At 38.8% G+C, this 22,425-nt stretch carries 20 protein-coding genes and 1 pseudogene; 12 read left to right on the top strand and 9 right to left on the bottom strand.

What is annotated here, in order from left to right; all coding sequences use genetic code 11:
* Positions 1 to 5: 5 nt before the first annotated feature.
* Positions 6 to 830, bottom strand: coding sequence for a mechanosensitive ion channel domain-containing protein (locus WD048_02790; protein MEX0811115.1), 825 nt, complete (start codon positions 828 to 830; stop codon positions 6 to 8).
* 203 nt (positions 831 to 1,033) lie between these two features.
* On the opposite strand from WD048_02790, the gene WD048_02785 reads away from it, so the two are divergent.
* The 3 genes from WD048_02785 to WD048_02775 all read left to right on the top strand — a co-directional run bounded on the left by WD048_02785 (position 1,034) and on the right by WD048_02775 (position 3,102).
* Positions 1,034 to 1,774 (top strand): glycosyltransferase family 2 protein, encoded by a 741-nt coding sequence (locus tag WD048_02785; GenBank protein ID MEX0811114.1) that lies wholly within the window; start codon positions 1,034 to 1,036, stop codon positions 1,772 to 1,774.
* Positions 1,775 to 1,864: 90 nt separating this feature from the next.
* Positions 1,865 to 2,575 (top strand): YebC/PmpR family DNA-binding transcriptional regulator, encoded by a 711-nt coding sequence (locus WD048_02780; protein ID MEX0811113.1) that lies wholly within the window; start codon positions 1,865 to 1,867, stop codon positions 2,573 to 2,575.
* A gap of 293 nt (positions 2,576 to 2,868) precedes the next feature.
* A complete protein-coding gene (locus WD048_02775; GenBank protein ID MEX0811112.1) occupies positions 2,869 to 3,102 on the top strand; it encodes a cold shock domain-containing protein in 234 nt (77 codons plus the stop codon).
* An 11-nt stretch (positions 3,103 to 3,113) separates the two neighbouring features.
* Here WD048_02775 and WD048_02770 read toward each other — a convergent pair whose 3' ends face one another.
* Positions 3,114 to 3,842, bottom strand: a complete 729-nt coding sequence (locus WD048_02770; protein MEX0811111.1) for an alpha/beta hydrolase — start codon at positions 3,840 to 3,842, stop codon at positions 3,114 to 3,116.
* 77 nt (positions 3,843 to 3,919) lie between these two features.
* Here WD048_02770 and WD048_02765 point away from each other — a divergent pair, with 77 nt between their 5' ends.
* Entirely contained in the window at positions 3,920 to 4,777 is an 858-nt protein-coding gene (locus WD048_02765) for a lysophospholipid acyltransferase family protein (protein MEX0811110.1), read from the top strand.
* A gap of 30 nt (positions 4,778 to 4,807) precedes the next feature.
* Positions 4,808 to 5,557 (top strand): lycopene cyclase domain-containing protein, encoded by a 750-nt coding sequence (locus tag WD048_02760; protein MEX0811109.1) that lies wholly within the window; start codon positions 4,808 to 4,810, stop codon positions 5,555 to 5,557.
* Between the two features lie 3 nt (positions 5,558 to 5,560).
* On the opposite strand, the gene ahcY is transcribed toward WD048_02760, so the two are convergent.
* Positions 5,561 to 6,868: an adenosylhomocysteinase gene (gene ahcY, locus WD048_02755; GenBank protein ID MEX0811108.1), complete on the bottom strand. Its 1,308-nt coding sequence runs from the start codon at positions 6,866 to 6,868 to the stop codon at positions 5,561 to 5,563.
* Positions 6,869 to 7,105: 237 nt separating this feature from the next.
* On the opposite strand from ahcY, the pseudogene WD048_02750 reads away from it, so the two are divergent.
* A pseudogene (locus WD048_02750) lies at positions 7,106 to 8,623 on the top strand (carboxypeptidase M32).
* Positions 8,624 to 8,706: 83 nt separating this feature from the next.
* Here the strand turns inward: WD048_02750 and WD048_02745 are convergent.
* The 3 genes from WD048_02745 to WD048_02735 are packed head-to-tail and all read right to left on the bottom strand — an operon-like array spanning position 8,707 to position 12,689.
* Positions 8,707 to 10,521 carry a potassium transporter TrkG gene (locus WD048_02745; protein MEX0811107.1) on the bottom strand — a complete coding sequence of 605 codons (1,815 nt, stop codon included), beginning with the start codon at positions 10,519 to 10,521 and terminating at the stop codon, positions 8,707 to 8,709.
* Positions 10,514 to 11,494, bottom strand: coding sequence for a bifunctional ADP-heptose synthase (locus tag WD048_02740; protein MEX0811106.1), 981 nt, complete (start codon positions 11,492 to 11,494; stop codon positions 10,514 to 10,516). The genes WD048_02745 and WD048_02740 overlap by 8 nt, the downstream gene beginning before the upstream one ends.
* Position 11,495: 1 nt before the next feature.
* Positions 11,496 to 12,689: a pyridoxal phosphate-dependent aminotransferase gene (locus tag WD048_02735; GenBank protein MEX0811105.1), complete on the bottom strand. Its 1,194-nt coding sequence runs from the start codon at positions 12,687 to 12,689 to the stop codon at positions 11,496 to 11,498.
* 99 nt (positions 12,690 to 12,788) lie between these two features.
* Between WD048_02735 and WD048_02730 the strand changes: the two genes are divergently transcribed.
* A complete protein-coding gene (locus WD048_02730) occupies positions 12,789 to 14,093 on the top strand; it encodes a peptidoglycan DD-metalloendopeptidase family protein (protein ID MEX0811104.1) in 1,305 nt (434 codons plus the stop codon).
* 81 nt (positions 14,094 to 14,174) lie between these two features.
* The gene (locus tag WD048_02725) at positions 14,175 to 14,615 is read left to right on the top strand and encodes a DUF5004 domain-containing protein (protein ID MEX0811103.1); all 441 of its coding nucleotides are present in this window, start codon (positions 14,175 to 14,177) and stop codon (positions 14,613 to 14,615) included.
* Positions 14,616 to 14,919: 304 nt separating this feature from the next.
* Here the strand turns inward: WD048_02725 and msrA are convergent, their stop codons facing one another.
* Positions 14,920 to 15,462: a peptide-methionine (S)-S-oxide reductase MsrA gene (gene msrA, locus WD048_02720; protein ID MEX0811102.1), complete on the bottom strand. Its 543-nt coding sequence runs from the start codon at positions 15,460 to 15,462 to the stop codon at positions 14,920 to 14,922.
* Between the two features lie 496 nt (positions 15,463 to 15,958).
* Here msrA and WD048_02715 point away from each other — a divergent pair, with 496 nt between their 5' ends.
* The 3 genes from WD048_02715 (at position 15,959) to WD048_02705 (ending at position 17,792) form a co-directional block, all read left to right on the top strand.
* Positions 15,959 to 16,471 (top strand): hypothetical protein, encoded by a 513-nt coding sequence (locus WD048_02715; GenBank protein MEX0811101.1) that lies wholly within the window; start codon positions 15,959 to 15,961, stop codon positions 16,469 to 16,471.
* 5 nt (positions 16,472 to 16,476) lie between these two features.
* Positions 16,477 to 17,253 (top strand): hypothetical protein, encoded by a 777-nt coding sequence (locus tag WD048_02710; GenBank protein MEX0811100.1) that lies wholly within the window; start codon positions 16,477 to 16,479, stop codon positions 17,251 to 17,253.
* A 281-nt stretch (positions 17,254 to 17,534) separates the two neighbouring features.
* Complete coding sequence (locus WD048_02705; protein MEX0811099.1) at positions 17,535 to 17,792, top strand: hypothetical protein; 258 nt, start codon at positions 17,535 to 17,537, stop codon at positions 17,790 to 17,792.
* Here the strand turns inward: WD048_02705 and WD048_02700 are convergent.
* Entirely contained in the window at positions 17,789 to 18,652 is an 864-nt protein-coding gene (locus WD048_02700) for a hydroxymethylglutaryl-CoA lyase (protein ID MEX0811098.1), read from the bottom strand. The genes WD048_02705 and WD048_02700 overlap by 4 nt on opposite strands.
* 129 nt (positions 18,653 to 18,781) lie before the next feature.
* Here WD048_02700 and WD048_02695 point away from each other — a divergent pair, with 129 nt between their 5' ends.
* Positions 18,782 to 19,687, top strand: coding sequence for a histidine kinase (locus tag WD048_02695; protein MEX0811097.1), 906 nt, complete (start codon positions 18,782 to 18,784; stop codon positions 19,685 to 19,687).
* Between the two features lie 368 nt (positions 19,688 to 20,055).
* Here the strand turns inward: WD048_02695 and WD048_02690 are convergent, their stop codons facing one another.
* The gene (locus WD048_02690; GenBank protein MEX0811096.1) at positions 20,056 to 22,242 is read right to left on the bottom strand and encodes a PKD domain-containing protein; all 2,187 of its coding nucleotides are present in this window, start codon (positions 22,240 to 22,242) and stop codon (positions 20,056 to 20,058) included.
* Positions 22,243 to 22,425 lie beyond the last annotated feature (183 nt).

Raw genomic sequence — 22,425 nt, 5'->3', positions numbered from 1 at the left:
CAAAACTACTTCTCATTAAACATATGCACATCTCTTTGTGGGAAAGGAATTTCAATACCTTCTTTATCAAGTTCCTCTTTTATTTTCTCGAGATTGTCCCAGAAAACGCCCCAATAATCAGCTACTTTTGTCCAGGCTCTTGCAGAAAGGTTCAGGGAACTGTCAGCCAACTCTGTAAGCACAACCATAGGAGCCGGATCCTGCAATACACGCTCATCAGCACTGATTACACGCAGAATTACTTCCCTGGCTTTTTTGATATCAGAACCATAGCTGATGCCTACCGGAAAGTCGACCCTACGGGTTTCTTTTCTGGAATAGTTGGTAACAGGTGAATTGGCCAATTGCCCATTGGGAATTACCACTACTTTATTGTCAGGGGTATTTAATACAGTATGCAAGATATCTATTCTTTCTACAGTGCCCATATTTCCCTGGCCTTCTATAAATTCACCCAGTTTAAATGGTTTGAACAGTAAAATCAAAACCCCACCTGCAAAATTTGCAAGGCTACCCTGCAATGCCAGGCCAACAGCAAGACCAGCAGCACCAAGTACGGCTATGAAAGAAGTGGTATCAACCCCAAGCATTGAAACTACACTGATAACCAACATCACTTTGAGCAGTACCGATACCAGTTTGGTCAAAAACGAATTGAGGGATTCTTCAGCGCTGGATTTTTCCAGTGTTTTTCTTAAAAATTTTACCAGCAGGTTAATCACCTTGAGCCCTACAAAAAGTGTGATTATTGCCAATAAAATACTTGGCCCTACTTCAAAAAGATAATCTATTCCTTGTTGTGTTAATTCTTCAACATTTGCTTCTTCCATTTTGATTTTTTTATAGTTAAATATAATCCAAGCAACAAGTTAAACTGCATAAGGTTTATCCAAATTAGACATTAAAATGCATATTGCGAGTTTAAAAATATTAAAATATCCTGCTTTTTTAATAGATATCCCTAATTGTTTAAAAACCTCATCTTTGATTTCCCTATATAGGAATAAAGCGTAAAAGATTTATTTTTGCAGCTATGATCAATGGCAAAAGGTTAGTAGTAGTACTTCCGGCATACAATGCTGCACAAACGCTTGAAAAAACCTACAAAGAGATTGATTTTACAATAGTAGATGATGTTGTTTTGGTAGATGATGCAAGTAAAGACAACACTATTGAAGTGGGAAAAAATTTAGGAATTCAGCACATTATTCGTCACGAACAAAATAAAGGTTATGGCGGCAATCAAAAAAGTTGTTATCAAAAAGCATTAGCACTCAATGCAGATATTGTAATAATGCTGCACCCCGATTACCAATATACGCCCAAACTTATTCCATCAATGGCGCATCTAATTGCAAATGATCTGTTCCCGGTAGTTTTGGGCAGCAGAATTTTGGGCAATGGCGCTTTAAAAGGGGGGATGCCCTTGTATAAATACCTGGCCAATCGTTTCCTCACTTTAACTCAAAATATTCTGGGAGGACAAAAATTAAGCGAATACCACACCGGATACCGGGCATTTTCTAAGGAAGTACTTCAAAGTCTGAATTTAGAAGCCAATTCCGATGATTTTGTATTCGACAATCAAATGTTGAGTCAAATTATTTTCAAAGGATTCCCCATCGGTGAAATTACCTGCCCTACAAAATATTTTAAAGAAGCTTCTTCTATCAATTTTAAAAGAAGCGTAAAGTATGGTTTGGGCGTACTTTTCACAAGCTTTCAGCATCGCCTGCAAAAATGGGGAGTGATTAATTCCAACTTGTATAAATAGGACAATTCAAATCGCTTTTTTATTCAGTGCCAAATATGGAAGTTTACACCTGACAATGTTTAATTTTGCAATAAGTCAATAATCAACAGAATGGGAAGAGCATTTGAATACAGAAAAGCAGCAAAGGAAAAACGCTGGGGCAAAATGTCGAGAATTTTTCCAAAACTTGCTCGCGCAATTACAGTAGCAGCAAAGGAAGGAGGCATAGATCCTGAAATGAATTCAAAACTGCGCACTGCAATACAGAATGCCAAAGCGGAAAATATGCCCAAAGACAATATCGATGCGGCAATAAAACGTGCTGAAGGCAATGATGCAGCCAATTATGTAGAGATCAGTTATGAAGGCAAAGGGCCGCACGGAGTTTTGGTTTTTGTGGAATGTGCCTCTGATAATACAACCCGAACCGTGGCCAATGTAAAAGCATATTTCAGCAAAGCCGGTGGTGGGCTTGTCCCTTCAGGCTCCCTGGAATTTATGTTCGATCGCAAAGCTGTTTTTGAATTTGAAAAACTGGATGACATGGACATCGAAGAGCTGGAACTGGAATTAATTGATGCCGGACTGGATGAAATTGAACTTCAGGATGATTTGGTAGTGGTTTATGGAGATTACACCAATTTCGGAACCCTGTCCAAAGCCCTCGAAGATAAAGGTATTGAGGTTAAAAAAGCCACCCTGGAACGCTTTCCTAACACTCCCGTAGAATTTAGCGAAGAGCAAATGGCAGATATTGAAAAAATGCTGGACAAAATCGAAGATGACGATGATGTGCAGGCTGTTTATACCAATATTCAATAATAGATTGAATTCAATAGCTTATTTTCATTTTCTCTGCAATTAATTTCAACGCCCTTTTCGTTTTCATAAAAAGCTGATAACCAGCGTGTTTTAAACAATAATTGTTTTTTGTTGTATTGTACTAATCTATTAAAGGCAATACTTTTGTTCGATATATTTAGTATTTGTAGACTTTATTTATTAAATTCAAGGTACTGTATTCGATTTATCTTTAACTTATCTAAAAAATCGAGTCCCAGTGAACTTTTTACAAACATATTCACTTAAATTAACAGCTACCAAACCTACACATTATGAACAAAGGTATACTCATAGAATTAAATCACGGATTTGGTTATGGATATATTAAATGTTCAAAATCAGGCAAAGACTTATTTTGCAAGTTTGAGGACATTGAATACGAGCTTCCTAAAGAAAATGATTTAGTAAGCTTCGACCTTATTGAAGGAAATAATAGTGAATTGGCTATTAATATCAATCTGCTTGAGAAAATGGATGCCGGGGCAAGTAACAGAGTTTCGGCATAAAGCAGCAGCTTTTATTTTATGATTTCCTTCCTCTTTATTTTGAATCCGCTCGCTACTTCCTGGGCGGATTTTTTGTTGTAAAGGTTTTCATATTTCAATACAATATTGAGTATCCGGTTGATTTCCTCCGCCCTGCGAACAATCATAAAATGCGTGCCCCCTTTGATTTTTATATAATTTCTCAAGTGAATAGAAGGAAAAATATTGTCCCGGTCTCCGTGAATATGAATTACATTTTCCAACCTTTCCATATTACGCCAATTGATGGCTTGATGCACGGCCCATTCATTGAATTCAATATCAATATTGGAGATCATCTTTTTTATCATATCGTGTTCTTCGCTACTCAGTTTTCCAAATGCCCAGCCATGCCAAAAATCAAAATAAGTTAAAACACGGGCAGGAAACCAGCGGTAAAATTCCAACATTGACAATAAAGAAACTTTAAGAGGTTTTTCGCTTGCAGTTTTGATGCTTGAAATCAATATTGTTCTGGCAGCACTGGTCAGTTTTGCAAGTTCTATAGACACAATTCCCCCGAAAGAAAGTCCTACAAAAACAGGTTGTGTATTCGGGTCAATTTGCGGCAAAAGCCTTTTGGCATAAGCTTCTACATCCTCACCATTTTCCGGTTTTATCCATTGTATATGTCTGATTTCATAATTTGGCGGAAACCTCAAATTTTGAAAAACTGTTTCATCAGCTCCTACTCCGGGAATCAGATATATGGTTCGGTTCATTTTCTGTTTTTCTTATTTCTACGAATAATTCGCAAAATGGTTAACTTTACAATTAATCCCCATTCAAACCCGGATAAATGTCTCAAAAACCCGACCCTAAAAAAGCAAACCCTTTAGTAAATTTCACTCCCCCTTCAAAGGAATTTGTCAAAAAACTTATCGCTCCTTTGAAATTCTATTTTTCACCTTCCTTTTATGGAATGGACAATTTAGACAGTACACGACCTGCACTTTATATTACCAATCACACCGTTTTTGGAGTAACAGACGGCACTTTATTTGGTGCAGAAATGTACCTTAAAAAAGATATTTTCCTGATGTCGCTGGTTGACAAAGCGCATTTCAATGTTCCTTTTTGGCGAGATATAATTCCCAAAATTGGATTTATCAACGGATCGAGAGAAGCATGCGCTGAATTAATGCGCCAAAAGAAAAACATCCTGGTTTATCCCGGAGGAGCAAGGGAAACCTGCAAACTAAAAGGAGAGAAATACAAACTTACCTGGAAAAAACGCACTGGCTTTGCCCGAATGGCGATTGAATTTGGCTATGACATTGTTCCTGTCACAAGTATTGGAGGAGATGATGCCTATGATATTCACTACGATTCAGAGGATATTATGAGTTCTCCGGCAGGTAAATTTCTGGAGCTGACAGGCCTGGCAAAAAGATTCTTTAAAAACGGGGAGGAAATACCTCCAATTGCAACCGGAATTGGCATTACATCACTTCCCAAACCTGTAAAACTCTATATTAAATACGGCAAGCGAATTTCAACCAAAGCATTGCAAGGCAAAGAAGACGATAAGGATGTACTTTGGTCTTTGAGAAATAAAGTGGAAGATGCTATGAATGAACAGTTTGAAGAGTTGTTTGCCATTAGAAAAGTTGATAAAGACAAAAGTCCGCTCAGAAGATTTCTTGAAGGAATATAAGTGCCTATTTTGGAACAGCAATCCCTATTTATGTACAGTTATTTACTGATCAATTGTGCTTCCATTGCCATTCCGCTATTGCTCAGTTTTGAAAAAAGAGTGGCCTATTACAAAAAATGGAAAGCACTCATTCCTGCCATTGCACTAATGGCATTTGTATTCATTACCTGGGATATTTATTTCACTCATATTGGTATCTGGGGATTTAATCCGAAATATTTGTCCGGTATTTATCTCGCTAATTTACCCCTTGAGGAATACTTGTTTTTCTTCTGTATTCCCTACTCATGTTTGTTTATTTATGAAGTGCTGAACTACTACAATCCCGATGATATTCTTAAAAAATATCGAAAAAGCATTAGTGTGTTTTTACTCCTACTCCTTGTTCTACTTGCAATTGCTTTTCACGATCGTTTGTACACTGTTGTAACTTTTACTTTGACATCCATTTTTTTGCTTTATCTCTTAATATCCGGCAAGGATGGATACCTGGGACGTTTTTATCTGGCCTACGCTGTCTCTTTGATTCCCTTTTTTATAGTTAATGGCATTCTTACCGGAACAGCATTGACAGAGCCTATTGTCTGGTACAATGACGCTGAAAATATTGGATATAGATTAGGAACAATTCCTGTAGAAGATACTATCTACTCCATGATTATGCTGCTCATGACCACGCATTTTTATGAATGGCTAAAGGCTAAGTTGAATTGTTGCACAACAAAAAAACCGCCCCATATTGATAATGAGACGGCTTCTAAATTTAATAGAATAAGCTAATTATTAATAGCGGTAATGCTCAGGTTTGTATGGACCATCTACAGTTACGCCAATATATTCAGCCTGATCTGGTCTGAGCTCATCCAATTCAACACCGATTTTTTCCAGGTGCAATTTGGCTACTTTTTCATCCAAATGCTTCGGCAGCACATACACTTTGTTTTCATACTTATCGGTATTGGTCCAAAGTTCAATTTGTGCCAATGTCTGATTGGTAAAAGAGTTGGACATTACAAATGAAGGGTGTCCTGTTGCACATCCTAAATTCACCAAACGACCTTCTGCCAATAAGATGATGTCCTTGCCATTGATTTTGTATTTATCAACTTGCGGCTTGATTTCGATTTTGCCTTCCTCAGAATTTTTGTTCAACCAGGCAACATCAATTTCATTGTCGAAGTGACCAATATTACACACAATTACTTTGTCTTTCATTGCTTTAAAATGCTCAGCACCCAAAATATCTTTGTTTCCGGTAGCCGTAACAATAATATCACCCTCGGGAGCAGCATTGATCATTTTCTTTACTTCAAAACCATCCATTGCAGCTTGAAGTGCGCAAATAGGATCGATTTCAGTAACAATTACCCGGGCACCTGCACCTCTCAGTGAAGCAGCAGAACCTTTTCCAACATCGCCATATCCTGCAACCACGGCTACTTTTCCAGCCATCATTACATCCGTAGCTCTGCGAATAGCATCTACCAATGATTCTTTACAGCCGTATTTGTTGTCAAATTTAGATTTAGTCACAGAATCGTTCACATTGATGGCGGGCATTACAAGTGTTCCGTTTCTCATGCGCTCGTACAGGCGATGTACACCAGTGGTGGTTTCCTCTGACAATCCTTTGATATCTTTTGCCAATTCTGGATAGTTGTCAAAAACCATATTGGTCAAATCGCCACCATCGTCCAAAATCATATTCAAAGGCTTGCCGCCTTCAAAAGCAAATAGGGTTTGCTCAATACACCAGTCAAATTCTTCTGCATTCATTCCTTTCCAGGCAAAAACAGGAACGCCTGTGGCAGCAATAGCAGCAGCAGCCTGATCTTGTGTGGAGAAAATATTGCAAGAAGACCAGGTCACTTCAGCCCCCAATACAGTAAGCGTTTCAATCAATACGGCAGTTTGGATGGTCATATGCAGACAACCTGCAATACGCGCACCTTTCAAAGGTTTTTCTTTTCCAAACTCTTCACGTAATGCCATCAAACCAGGCATTTCCGCCTCGGCCAATTCTATTTCTTTTCTGCCCCATTCGGCCAAATTGATGTCTTTTACTTTGTAATTTGTTTTTTCAGTAATCATAATTGTGTTTTATTTTTTTACAGAATGCAAAAATACGTTTTTTCAGATTGAAATGAAAGATAAATTTAGAATGTGATGCAGGATTTACATAAATACCGATGATAATTAACCAATAAAATTTGAAATAGTTGGGGAAGAGTTTAAATAATTCAGCTTACCAACTCTCACTGTTTTTTGCCAAATGCTTTAGTATTGATAACTTGGGGCGATTTTAAACAACACAAGAAGCTTTAAACAATGAATAAAACATACCAGGAATTAAAAGATAAAATGCAGCGCATAGCTGATGTGGAATATTCTGCTGCTTTACTCAATTGGGACCAGGAAATTTTTATGCCTGAAAACAGTGCTTCCTTTCGTTCGCGTCAACTTTCAACACTATCGGGCATTGCCCACGAGTTTTTCACCGACCAGAAAATGGGCGATTTGCTCAAGACGCTCAGTGAAACAACTTCCCTCGATTTTAAAGAACAGCGCAATGTTGCTGAGATCAAGAAAGATTACGAACGCAAGAAAAAATACAGCCGTGATTTTGTGGAAAAAATGAGCCAAACAATATCGCAAAGTTTCTCTTCATAGCAAAAGGCAAGGAAAGAAGATGACTTCAGCATATTTGCTCCAAAGCTCTCTGAGCTAGTGGACCTGAAAAAACAGGAAGCCGACCTGGTGGGTTATGAAGGCCAGGCATATGATGCCTTACTCGAAGACTACGAACCGGGTGCTACTGTCAAAGACCTGGATCAGCTTTTCTCTGATGTACGCAGTGAATTGGTGGGTTTTGTGGAACATATTTTCAATACACCACAAAACAATGATGCATTTATGTTTCAGCATTTTGATAAAAACAAGCAATGGGATTTTGGGATTTACATCCTCAAAGCAATGGGATACGACATGCAATCCGGACGACAAGATCTTTCTACCCATCCTTTCACTACCAGTTTTTCTGCTCAGGATGTACGCGTTACTACACGGGTAGATGAAAAGAATCTGAGTGAAATGCTTTGGAGCTGTATTCACGAGGGCGGACATGCACTTTATGAACAGGGTTTGCCTTCGGAGGAATATGGAATGCCTGCAGGTGAAGCAATTTCACTGGGAGTACATGAGTCTCAATCTCGGATTTGGGAAAACAATATCGGTCGCGGTTTGCCTTTCTGGAAAGCTTTTTACAAAAGTATCCAAGCTTATTTTCCCGATCAGTTGATGCAGGTAAATGTGGAAGACTTTTACAAAGCAATGAACTTGGTAAAGCCCTCTCTTATCAGAACCAACGCAGATGAACTGACTTATCATTTTCATATATTGGTGCGCTACGAAGTTGAAAAAGCCCTGATCTCAGGAGATATTAAAATCAAAGAATTGCCTGAATTCTGGAACAGCAAATACAAGGAGTACCTGAAAGTAGATGTGCCCTCTGATGCACAAGGTGTGCTACAGGATATTCATTGGTCGCATGGTGGTTTTGGTTATTTCCCCACCTATTCATTGGGAAGTTTTTATGCAGCCCAATATTATGCGCAAATGAAAAAAGACCTCCCCAACCTGGAACAAGAATTGGAAAATGGAAATTGCAAGATTGCTTTGGACTGGTTGCGCAGCAATATCCATCAATATGGCAGGCAATACAGCGCAGATGCACTTTGTGAAAAAGTAACAGGTGAAAAACTTAATTTCCGCTATTTTATGCAATATGCCATCAAAAAATACAGCGACTTATATCGATTACAGCAAAAAGATACAATGATCGGTTAATAAATTTTATGTAGTTACCTGGGCTCAATGGCATTATGCAGATTTAATCTTGATTTTTCGATGCAAAAAACCAGAACAGCGGCTTAGCCCACCATCATATTGGTATTTGGATAGCGGTAATTGTTGGATTTTACTCTTGTGCTCAGCGCAAAAGCAAAGGTCAGCAGTCCTACCCTGCCGGAAAACATCCCCAGTGAAATCACAATCTTACCCACATCACTTAAATCGGGAGTAAGCCCCATGCTCAGCCCCACAGTAGCAAAGGCCGACACCGCTTCAAAAGTGATGGCCAAAATATCGGCATCCTCAGTTAAGGTCAACACAAATATTCCGAACAAGATAGAGAAGGAAGAGAAAATAAACAGTGCATAAGCGCGATTCAGCAGACTGTAGGAAATATTTCTACGCTTGAATTGCAATTGATTCCTTCCTGTAATGGTATTTCTTACTGACAGCATAATCAGAAAGAAAGTAGAAGTTTTAATTCCTCCGCCTGTGCCCCCGGAAGACCCACCAACAAACATCAGAAATATAAAAATCACTAGGGTAGGAACCGACAATGCTGCAATATTTACTGTATTCAAGCCCCCAGAACGAGTAGTTACAGATTGAAAAAATGAAGTGACAAACATCTCAAAAAAATTCATCCCTTTCATGGCAGCGTCTTTCTCAAGTGCCCAAAAAAACAGCATGCCGAAAGCCACCAAAATCACAGAAGCATAAACGGCTACCGTAGTACTTAATTTCCACTGCTTCCAGGGCATTTTCAGTCGTGCCCTCAAATTCTGTATGCTTAAAATATCCCGCATAGCCGGAAAGCCCAGTGCCCCCATGAAAATCAGTACACCAAGTACAATGTGTAAAATATAATTATTGGCAACATGCTCTGCCATCAAACCGTTTTCGAGAATTACAAAACCAGAATTACAAAAAGCTGAGACACCGTGAAATACTGAGAAAAACACTTTTTCCCCTACACTACTGAAAGCCATATCTGCACTCCATAAAAAATAGATTAAAAAGATGCCAAGTGCTTCTATTGAAAATGTGAAAAAGAAAATCTGGCGAATAAGCGATTTGGAATTATCCAGCGAATCTTCGCTAAAAAAATCCTGCAACACTGTCTGATGGCGAAAGCTCAATCCTTTTTTCAGAAAAAAAGCAAAAAAGGAAGCAAATGAAATAATGCCAATTCCACCCAATTGCATCAGCAGCAATATCACGGCCTGGCCTTTTACCGTAAAAAATGTTGCCGTATCCACCACCACCAGTCCGGTAATGCAAGTGGCGCTAACAGAAGTAAAAAAAGCATCCACATAGCGCATAGACCCTTCCTGGACAGTCATCTCGGGCAACATCAGCAAAGCACTGCCAATAAAGATCACCCCCAAAAATGACAATACAAAAAGCAAAGATGGCTTGATATTGAGATTGACTGCTGAACGCAAATATTTTATCAATTGGATGGCTATAAATAGCAGGATATACAACTGTGTAAAGACCACATAAAAACTTTCATAGGCCTCAATATTCAGCCGCTGGAAAACATGATCAAGCAAAGGTTTTTCGTAAAAAAATTGACTGAGCAATTCGTAAAACAGCAGCAGCATTAAAAAACCTTCAAACTTAGTAGTACGCAAAAAATTCAGGCGCTCAAAAGAAAAGAAAAGGCGTATCAGGTAATTGCTCAAAAAAATCAGAAAGTTTACCTTAATTATATCTTGCAACAATTCTAAGCGTTCAGGACTGTGCTCAAAGCCATAATAAACAACAATGCACGCAGAAACAACTACACAAGCCAGCAAAGTGAAGTAGAAGAAAATTTCCTTTACTCTTTTCTGGTTGTCGAAAAGAAATATATTAAACCCTTCTTTGAGTCTTTTGAAAATATTAATCATTATGCTGCCATTCGTCCACTAATTTCCGGGGATCTACCGGTACCACCCCCAGTGATTCACACACAATCCCTCCTGCCAGATTGCTCAATCTGCAAATGTCTTTATCGCTCAAACCATGATACAAAGCAAGCGCTGCAACAGCAATTACGGTATCTCCTGCCCCCGACACATCGGCTATATTCCTGACTTTTGCAGGAAATTGCTGACCCGATTTTCCATTGTTCCAATAAATGCCTTTTTCCGAAAGCGTTACCATTAAATTCTTGTGCTTTTGCTGTTTTAACAATGGTAAGCAATATTCATCCAATTGCTTGACTGATAAGCTTTCCATTGAGAATGCTTTGCGGAGTTCAGCTAAGTTTGGTTTGAATAAATCGGCATATTCAAAATTGAAAAAATGTCTGAATTTGGGATCCACAGCAATGAATGTCCCTTGCTTTAATGCCATTTCAGTAACAGATTCAATCACATGCTTTGTCAAAACTCCTTTGTCATAATCCTGCAAGATCAATATTTCGGGCTTATTTTGCTCAAATATATCCCTGATTTTATCCAATAAAGCATTTTCTTCACCTGCCTCTAAATCAGCAGAATTTTCACTGTCGATGCGCAGCAATTGCTGGCTTTTGCTCAAAACCCGGGTCTTTACTGTGGTTGGCCGCTTTTCAGAATAAAGCAAATAATCAGCACTGATGGCCTCGGCTTTCAATACTTCCTGCAATTGTCCGGCTGCACTATCTTTTCCGGCAACAGCACAAATAAGGGGTGAAAGCCCCAGGGCTTTTAAATTCAGCGCTACATTGCCTGCACCACCAAGTCTGTAATACTCATCTTTGGCAACTACAACTGGTACAGGCGCTTCAGGTGATATTCTATCTACATCTCCCGACAAATAATGATCGAGCATTATATCGCCCAGCACAAGCACTTTGGTCTTAGAAAATTGCTCAAATAAATTTTTGATATATGGCATATCAGGCTAATTTACCTAAAGCATCTTTAATTAACGACATTGCCTTGCGTAAATCTTGCTCAGATGCGGCATAGGATATTCTTAAACAATTGGGCGCGCCAAATGCAGAGCCTGTTACAAGTGAAACATTGGCTTCCTTCAACAGGTACATGCACAAATCATCGGCATCTTTTATTTTTTCGCCATCATACGATTTACCGAAAAAAGCACTTACATCCGGGAATATATAAAATGCACCTTTGGGACGATTGACTTTCAAGCCGGGCATTGCTTCCAGCAATTCAATCAGCATATCCCTTCTACGCTGAAAGGCAGCTTTCATTTCCTTTGAGGCATCTGCACCGCTTTTAATGGCAGCTTCAGCAGCTTTTTGGGCAATAGAACAAGCTCCTGAAGTATATTGCCCCTGCATTTTTGTACAGGCTTTGGCAATCCACAATGGCGCTCCTATATAACCCACGCGCCAGCCGGTCATGGCAAAGCCTTTTGAAAAACCATTCACGGTAATTACCCGATCGGCTATTTCAGGAAAAGTACCAATACTTTCATGACCTGCTTCAAAATTGATGTACTCATAAATTTCATCAGAAATAATATAAAGTTGGGGATACTTTTTAAAGACTTCAACCAGTGCGGCCAATTCATTGCGGCTATAAACTGAACCCGTAGGATTACAAGGCGAGCTGAACATAAACAGCTTGCTTTTGTCTGTAATTGCATTTTCCAATTGCTCGGCTGTGATTTTAAAATCCGCATCAATATTGGTGGAAATATTCACCATTTTGGCTTCCGCCAATTGCGCCATCGCAGCATAACTGACCCAATAGGGTTCGGGAATTATAATTTCATCACCGGGATTCGCAAGACAAAGCACCACATTGATCAGCGATTGCTTGGCTCCGGTAGAAACCACAATTTGTTCCGCTGCATAATCGAGCTTGTTTTCTCTTTTGAACTTTTCACTTATGGCTTGTCTTAACTCTGTATATCCGGGAACAGGTGGATAGGATGTGTAACCATCATCAATGGCTTTTTTTGCGGCATCCTTGATGTGCTGCGGGGTATCAAAATCGGGTTCACCCAAACTCAGGCTGATAATATCTTTGCCCTGCGTTTTTAATTCCCGTGCCAACTGCGCCATTTTTATTGTAGCAGATTCGTGCAATTCACTGATTCGTCTTGATAAGTTTTCCATCAATTTTACGTTATTTTTGCTGCGAAAATAGGAAATTGCACACTGAGAATACTATTGCCGGACGCGGTTTTAACCAGATTCTAAAAAAATAATGACTTAATGAGTCAATCTAAAAAAATTGGAGCCCTCTTGCTCCTTCCTTTTCTTATCTTAATTTCGGTTTTATTCTACAAAAATTGGAGCGATGTTCCTGTTGAAGCGCCCCAAATAGAAGCTGAAGAACTCACTGCCGCAACAAAAGTTGACAGCCTGTGCCTGAAAGAAGAATGGATCTATGGTTTCAATATGCAGAAATACAATGTGAAAGAAGCCAAAATCGGACGCAACGAATACCTTGCAGATCTTTTATTGCCGGTCGGAGTTCCCTATCAGAAAATTGTAAATATTGAAAGCGGTTCAAAAAATATTTTTCCAACAAGAAATCTAAAAGCCGGAAAAAATTATCAATTGTATTTTGAGAAAGATTCGCTCAATACGCCCGTATATATGGTATATGAAATTGACCCCATCAATTTCGCAGTTTATAGTTTAAGGGAAGACAGCATCTATACCGGAAAAAAAGAGACCTATAAAATTCGCAGAACAGCATCAGGTATAATCACTTCTTCGCTCTACGAAACACTAATGAAAGAAAACCTAAGTCCTGTATTGGCAATAGAACTGTCAGAAATTTATGCCTGGACCATAGATTTTTATCATTTGCAAAAGGGCGACCGTTTTAAAGTGATTTATTACGACAATTACATAGACGGACAGCGGGTGGGCATTGACCATATTGAAAGCAGTTTGTTTGAGCATACACGTGAAGCATATTACGCTTTCTATTTTAATCCCGATAGTACTATAATTGGCGACTTCTTTGACGAATGCGGAAGCAGCCTGCGCAAAGCACTTTTAAAATCGCCACTAAAATTTGGCCGAATCAGTTCGCGCTATAATAAAAATCGCTTTCACCCTATTCTAAAGCGCAGAAAAGCACACCTGGGAACTGATTATGCTGCACCTCACGGTACGCCTATTATGTCAGTTGGCGATGGTCTTGTAATAGAGGCACAGTATAAAAGAGGCAATGGCAATTATGTAAAAATCAGGCACAACAGCACCTACACTACGCAATATCTGCACATGTCTAAATTTGGAAAAGGCATCAAATCAGGAGCTAAAGTAAAGCAGGGACAAGTAATAGGCTATGTGGGCAGTACAGGATTGGCAACCGGCCCGCATGTCTGCTATCGCTTTTGGAAAAACGGTGCACAGGTGGATCCTTTGAAAGAAAAAATTCCGCCATCCAAACCTGTAGCTTCAAAATATTTTGACCAATATTTTGAAATAGTGAAGGAAAACAGAAATGCCCTCGATCATATTCCGTACCGTTCAGAGGAATTAATTGCGGATAAGCAATGATAAATTTAACATGATTTATTAGTCATAGTGACCTTCTGTTTTACATTTCTATGTTATCTTTAGTTCATAAATCAATAAATGATGAAAAAAACATCAGGAATACTTATAATACTCTTTCTTTTAGCAACATTTGCCTGCAATAAATACGAGTACGGGCCCAATGTTTCGCTGCGCACCAAAAAAGGAAGATTGACCAATGAATGGGAGTTGAAGCAAATTGTGCTAAACCGCACAGATACTGTGGCGCTTTTCAATCCTACTGAAATTATATTTGATAAAGATGATAATGTTCGTCTTGAAACCACATTTACCAATACGAGCATTGGGGACAGCACCGTTGTGCAAGAAGGCAAATGGACATTTGACAATGAAGGCCTAAGCATTGTGGTTATATACACAGACAGTCTGGGACAAAAAGATGCAGAATTGTACGACATCGTTAAATTGACAAATGATGAGCTATGGCTCAGCCAAATGCATCTAACAGACGAGTATCTTTATTATTTTGATGAGAAATTATAACATGCTATTCTTCTTTCAGCAAATCTGAATACTGCTGCATAAATTGGATTCCGATGGCTATCGGATTATATTTCGTGCAATCAAAATAAACAATTGAGCAAACTGTCTGACGGTTTTTTACTTAATAGCATTATGTTTTACACAAATGTTTGGAGCTTGTTAAGCGGCATAAGCCGTTTAAATACACTAACCGTCTGACAGTTTCTTTTTTTTAGGAATTTAAGCTAAGACAAAAAAGGTTTTAAATATTTTTGAAGCAAAAAAATAGGGATTTTAAGCTTAGTACTTAGGATTTGCATTTTGTTTACTCTTTCAGCAAATCTGAATACTGCTGCATAAATTTTTGCAGCTTGGGTCGGATTACCGCAGCGCAATAGCCTTGGTTGGGATTGTTCTCAAAATAATTCTGGTGGTAGTTTTCTGCCGCATAATAATTTTCCAGTGGTGAAATTTCTGTAACCACAGGATCACTGTAATAACCTTCAGCTTCTACCTTATCTTTTACTTTCTCCGCTACCTGTTTTTGCTGCTCGGTGTGATAAAAAATGGCCGAACGGTATTGTGTACCCACATCATTGCCTTGTTGGTTCAATGTGGTGGGATCATGCGTGTAAAAGAATACTTCTGCCAGGGTTTCAAAAGAGATCACTTCTGGGTTAAAAGTAATCCTTGCCACTTCCGCATGGCCGGTAGTACCACGGCACACTTCTTTGTAAGAAGGGTTTTTTACCGCTCCTCCTGAATAACCTGCCTCCACTTCACTCACGCCTTTTAATCTTTCAAAAATTGCCTCCACGCACCAGAAGCAGCCTGCTCCAAAGGTGGCTTGTTCGGTTTGCTGTGCCATAGAATATTGGGTTGTTGTGATTGAAAATAATATGAAAAACATTAATGACTTCATCATAGCAAATAACGGGAAATTTGTAGAATAGTTTTTAACTATCCGGATTTGACAGCAGCAAAAAACCTCTAAATGAAATCGTTCATTGCGAATCCTTTGCGTGCAGCTTTGTGCAGTTGCTAAGGATGTGGCAATCTCCCACCAGTCAACGGTGCTCTTTGTTTCTCAAGGAAAAACTCAACAGCCTATATTTTGAAGCCAGAATTTAAGCAGCATTATTCAAAGTCCGTTTGATGGCTTATAATATTTTTTATCTTTATCAATCTTAAAAAAATAAAAAAAGCATTTATGACACCTAATACAAGCAAAAATAGCTGGCTTTGTGTCATAAATTGAGTTTTATAAACGAGTTAGCGGTTATGCTGAAAAACGACACAGCAGACCAAAAACGGGTCAGCCGAAAACCGATTAGAGTAGGCGAAAATTAAAAAAAATCAAGAAAATGAAAAACTTAATGACAAAGACTTTTAAAGGATTAATGACACTGACATTAATTCTATTAATGAGTAACGCCTACTCTCAGACAAAATATAAAGGATACTTCTGTACCGGTGTTAATGAATTTAGCCCCATTCAATATACACGGGAGTATAAAGAAGAAGGCGACACGTATACTACTATCTATAAGATTTATTCAAGTAGAAACGGTTATTATCTGAATATTACTGCCACTCATTACAAATCAGAAAAAAGAGTTGTTGTGGATATAGATGATATTACCGTTAAAGTCGGTGGACACATTAGCACTCAAGAAGTATCCTATGATGAACCTTCAATGAAAATGTTTGGACGGCAAGGTGCGTTTAAAGCACAGTTCGATGCGCAAAATGTTCTTCCTAACGAAATTGCAGTAAAGTTTGTGAGCAGTAAATATGAAAATGTAAAAGTCGTTCACATTGCTAAAGATACAGGCATGAACTCTACTAAATGGTATGTTCTTGACGAAGAAAATTGAAAATGATGAGCGCACTTGACTTAAAGTTGAACGACAGGGCATTGGACTATGTAAACAAACTTATAGTCAAACCTATCGTTTCATACGGTCATCTACAATTGGACGAGTTCGACTTAAAGCAACTTGCTGATATTATACAGGATACTCTTGAAAACACGAAATCATCTCAAAACTTAGCCAGCAGTTTCGGACATTATACAAAGACTTGGAATATTGATTGGCATTGGATAGCACACCATATCACTTGGGATTATTACAATATAAAGCAAGCACAGACGATTAGAAAAATGTTCGGCTCTAACAGCCAAGTTTACAAATCAATAGATAACTCACACAGCCCGGATTGTTTAGAATTATATCTCACCGATAGCAGTAATAGGAAAAGTGAACCGAAAATTTTTACACTTTCAGAACTTATTGAAAACGGAAGCAACCTTGGTAAAGAGAAAAAGGATTGGAAGCCAGTTATAGGAGTAACTGATTTTGGATTACGCAAATACCATCCATATGATAACCGCGAATGGGAAGAAATTGAACATTACTACGACAATACTTCTCTTTCGACAAAATCTGAATGGGAAGTATGGGACGAAGAAGAAGGTTGCTACAAAACCGAAGATAAACCACTGACCGAAAGACAGAAGAAGATAAGGAGTTTAATAAAAATTACCGTTAAAGATGATAATGGAAAGGTGATTTACTCAAGTAAAGACAAAACAGAAAATAAATCAACGACAAAACAGAAGAAACAATTAAAATGGTGGCAAAAACTTTTCAAATAACCGTAGCGACTGACAAACCGTAGCGACTGACAAAATAAAGCACAAACTGCTAATCGAGACGGCTGACGGTCAAATGACCACCAACGCACCTCCTATCAGTAGCGCCCTCGCTACGGATTAACTCCCTATCGAGAATTGTGAGCTGGCAATGTGCGTTGGCTTTCTTGTGCCTATATCATTCTCTACATTTGGTTTAAGGGTAAAACTCACCCTTTGGGACGTTTACTTTAATGAACTATATTTACCATGCAAGGCAAACACAATTTTTTACATTTAGTAGCGTGACAAATTCAACAATCAATATCAGGACAGCTACACCGAGAGATGCGGAGCAAATTGCGCTCGTGCATATTGATAGTTGGAGAACGACTTACAAAGACATCGTTAGCAATGACTTTTTAGACAACTTAAATGTTCAGACAAGAAGCCCAGCCACTAATCGAAATGGCTTTTTGGTAATACGCCATCAAAAAAATGTAAATTTCAGGCAACTTAATCGGTTTATTTCCGATTATCTGTTTGATTTTTCACAAAACTAAACCGGGAAAACCTCTAATGCCATTTTTTGTGCTTCTGCAAAAGCTGCTTTGTCCAAGCCTGTCGGAATATTATTCTCTTCAAAATACGCAATCAGGTTTTCAGTTGGCATGTTTCCCACCAGTTCGTCCTTGGCCATTGGGCAACCGCCAAAGCCCCTGATGGCTCCATCGAATCGCTTGCAACCATTTTTAAATGATGCCTCCACCTTTGGACGCCAATTGTGCGGATGTGTGTGCAAATGAGCACCAAATTCTATTTCTTCAAAAACAGGACAAAGCTCCTCGAAACAATAAGTCAATTCATCTGGGCCGGCCACGCCTATGGTATCGGAAAGTGAAATGTGCCGTATACCCAGTTTGCTGAGTTCTGATATCCAATGTTCTATAATATCCAGGCTCCAGGGGTCATTGTAGGGGTTGCCAAACGCCATTGACAGGTAAACCACAAATTCCTTGTTTTTACGGGCTGTAATTTCACGAATAGCCTTAACCCTGTCCAGGGCTTTTTCAATTGTAGAGTTTGTATTTCTCAGTTGAAAGGTTTCTGATATTGAAAAAGGAAAACCGAGGCAATTGACCTGCGGAAATTCAGAAGCTTCAAGCGCTCCCCTTTTATTGGCAACGATTACAGAGAGTTTTGTTTGGGTTTCAGAAAGATCAAGACTGCGAATAACTTCAGCAGTATCGGCCATCTGGGGAATGGCTTTGGGTGATACAAAACTGCCACAGTCAATGGTATCGTAACCCACTTTTAATAATGCCTGTAAATACGCAATTTTCTTTTCTGTTGGAATAAATTCCTTCAAACCCTGCATCGCGTCTCTCGGACACTCAATAATTTTAATCTGTTCTTTTGTCATTGCATTGCAAAAATAACCTAAAAAGACTCACAGCCAAAGTCACTTATTAGCTTTTCCCAATTTTATTCTTTAAATATTATTCATAATTACTAAAAAGGTTAACTTCAATTGCAAACTAATAATAAATACATGATGCTAAAACTAAAATTAACTGAACTCAGCAAAAGACCAGAAATCCGGGTTGCCTTTGGCTATATAGTTTTGGGGGTTTTATGGATACTGTTTTCTGATTATTTTTTAAAGACAATAACTACAAATAAAGAAGAATTGGCCAGTTTACAATCTTATAAAGGTATTTTTTTCATTTTTTTCAGTGGATTATTTGTTTATCTATTGTCAAAAAATGAAATTGACAAAAGGGAAAAAATTGAAGAAAAAATGCTATTGAAAGAAAAGGAACTGCAAATGCGCATAGTGCAAAGTGAAGAAAGGGAGCGCAACAGAATAGCAAAAGACCTACACGATGGTTTACAGCAAAAACTTGCCGGTCTTAATTTATTTGCAGAATCACTAAATCCGGGAAAAAATTTTGACAAACACCTCAAAATCATTAAATCACTGATTCAGGAATCAATGCAAGAAACCAGAAACATCTCCTTCAATTTAAATTCTTCATTAGTGGAAAGAAAAGGCCTAAAGCTTAGCCTTAAAAAAATTGAACACAATATTAACAGCCTGGGAAAACTGAACTTATATTTAGACTGCTATTTTGAAGAAGAAATCATTTCCTACATTCTTAAAAACAACATCTACCGAATAGTACAGGAGTTGATTACCAATACCATAAAACATGCCTCTGCCAAAAATATAGATTTACATATTTGGCACGAAAACAACAAACTTAAAATTTCCTATTCTGATGATGGGGTGGGCATTAGCAATATCAAAGACACCCTAAACAACGGTCAGGGAATGAGCAATATTAAAGAACGTGTAGAAATGTTGTCTGGAACCATCAACTTTGAAGAAAAAGAAAGAGGCTTCTCTGTAGATATTGATTTTGTGTTGAATGAATACAAACTTAAAGCAGTCTGAAAAACATTACTCTTGTTTTAACCTGAGTTCGATAATTATTTAAAAGCTCACCTGCCCGAATGCTTCATGCCCGTCCGAATGGTTTGGCCGGGCGGACAGGCGGGGAAATTCATTAAAACGTAAGCTGCCATAGGCAGCCAGGTAGGCAAGGCGCATTTGTGAAGGTCTATCGGGATAAACCAAGCATCCGCCCGGATGCTCCATGCGGACGGGAATGCAACGCTGCAAATTGCGTTTTATGGATTTCAAATGCCAGAAAACAGCAATCTTCTTCCCGGAAATATCTCAAAATAGCCCGCTATTCCATCAATATTTCCAGTCGAATCTCACTATTTTCTGGCATTCTGAGCAATAAATAATTTCCGAACTTAGGTTTTTACTATTTTCCTGATCAATACCTGATTTTTCATTTTGATTTTCAGCAAATAAACACCATCAGCCATATGTGCAATATTCAATTGATTGTCAATGGATTCGCTGTAATAAATTTGGCTTCCAGCCAAGTTCCAAATACTCAGTGAAACAAAGGCTGAAGCACCTTGCCCTAAATCAATATTCAATAGCCCGGATGAAGGCACAGGATATATTTCAAGCACATAATCCTGAATTTCATGTATTCCTACTGTTGCAGTATCTTCTTCCAGATAAATCAATTTACTTAGGGTATCACTACAGTTTTTTGAATTGAAAACGATCAGGCTAATTTCATAAATGCCAGCTGAATCGAATAGCTGCACAGGGTTTTCCTGTCGTGAAGCATTACCATTTCCAAAATCCCAATAATTTAAAAAGTTGTTGCTGCTATGGTTGTAAATTTCTATTTCCAAAGCATTTGATGAAATCTCAAAATCTGCAATGGGACAATGCACAATCTCTACCACAGTAGAAAATGTATCGCTGCAAAAAGCATTGCTCAATATCAATTGAATGGGATAATTGCCATTTTCATCATAAAGTGCATGGGGCTCAAAGCCACTATATGTTAGTCCATTTCCAAAATCCCACAAAGCATCAGTTCCAAACTGCGAATGATTGCTAATATAGGCATGGCTATCAATAGCTTCTACAGTGAAATCAGCTTCAGGACATAAATCCGAAACAAGCGTATCACTTTTTGACCTGCTGCAATAAGCATTTGAAATCAAATATTCTACTACAAAACTCCCCGTGTCACTGTATTGATGCTGTGGATTTTCAAGCAGACTTGAATTCCCATCTCCAAAATCCCAAAAATAATTTTGTCCGCTGCTGTCCGAAGCACTAAAATCAAACAAGCCATCTGTGCTATTGTAGTTGAAATCAGCATTGGGCTCAAGACCTACACTCACTTCAATTTCCTGATTTGTTTTGGCGTGGATAGCATTGTATTCCACCACGGAAATACTGCCCTGCCCTACTGAAAGCCACTCTACCTCAATTGAATTGTGGTTTTCATTCAGCAAATTAGCTCCCACAATTTCCCAGCAATAATGACTGTTTGGATGAGCTGAGACACTGTATGTTTCCACATCGCCCTGGCAAGCTGATTTTTTTCCAATTATGGTATCCGTTTGCGGTCGCATCAATTCATATAAAAAAGCAGCAGCATTTTCTACAATGGTATCCGTCACCCAGGGATTGGTGAGTTCAGGCTCATGACCCAGGCCAATTAGAGGATACAGGCGATTATATATGCCCTGTTCATCGAGCCGATGATGTATCAGTTCGCTGCCATGCACAACAGGAAAAACTGGCACACTAAAAGGATAACCCGAGCTATAAGGCACTATCAAGTCATTTGTACCGTGAAACGAAATTACCGGCACATCATCTGCCGGATCGGTAGCCAGGTTAATAAATGCAGTATCGAGCAATGCCCCCCAATTATTAACAATGCCGTGTACGGGGACTTCCTGGTTGTTGTTGTTATTATTGCCCGAACAATTGGCACAGCCAAGATCTTGTGGTTCCAGCAGTGTCCCATAGGTAGAAGCCGGACGGTCGCTTTCCTTCATAAAAGTCTGTATCAATGCAGCAAAGCACCCGGCACTGCTTCCGGTAAGAAATACATTGTCCATATCCAGGCGATAGACCTCTGCACTGTCGGCCAGAAAACGCAAAGCTGCACGCATATCCTGGGCTGCTCTATATGCCGCACGAACTGCACTGTTTTGATCAGTGACATTGAATCCCAACCGGTAATCAATGGAAACAAACACAAAACCTCTTTTAGCGTACTGGGTTCCCCAGTTGGGAATATCCGGTTCATTCCTGGCACCAATTAAAAAACCACCGCCAAAAGCATGGATCAAAAAAGGACGTTTTTCCAGGGTGTCTCCTTGCGGCTCGTAGATATCCAGCCGCAAGGTCTGGTTGTTGATCAGTCCATAAGGGTCGGCACTGCCATATTCAATCCCCGTAGTGAGCTCTACATTGGAAAAAGTTTCTTCTAAATAACGATTTTGCCCACATATACTTTGAGCCGAAACCTGAATAGTGTACAGGCCAAATAAGAATAAAAACAGTCTTTTCACTTTTCCTAATTTGCTTTCTAATATAAAAAATAGAAATGACATTTGGTGAAGCTTTGATTTAACCCGGAATATGCATAACTCATTTTAGCACATTGCATCCAAACATTTTTAAAACATTTTAGCTTCAGGTAAGACCCCGCTGGGGTCAAGGTTTGTTGTTAGTTCTCGTTTTTTTTAATCGGGTAGGAAGCGGCTTTCACCGCTGTCCCCCCACACCACCCGGCA

Source organism: Chitinophagales bacterium, assembly GCA_040877935.1.
GTDB lineage: Bacteria > Bacteroidota > Bacteroidia > Chitinophagales > CAIOSU01 > JBBDNB01.
The sequence above is the reverse complement of the archived record's forward strand: the minus strand, read 5'-3'. Positions and strand labels throughout refer to the sequence as shown.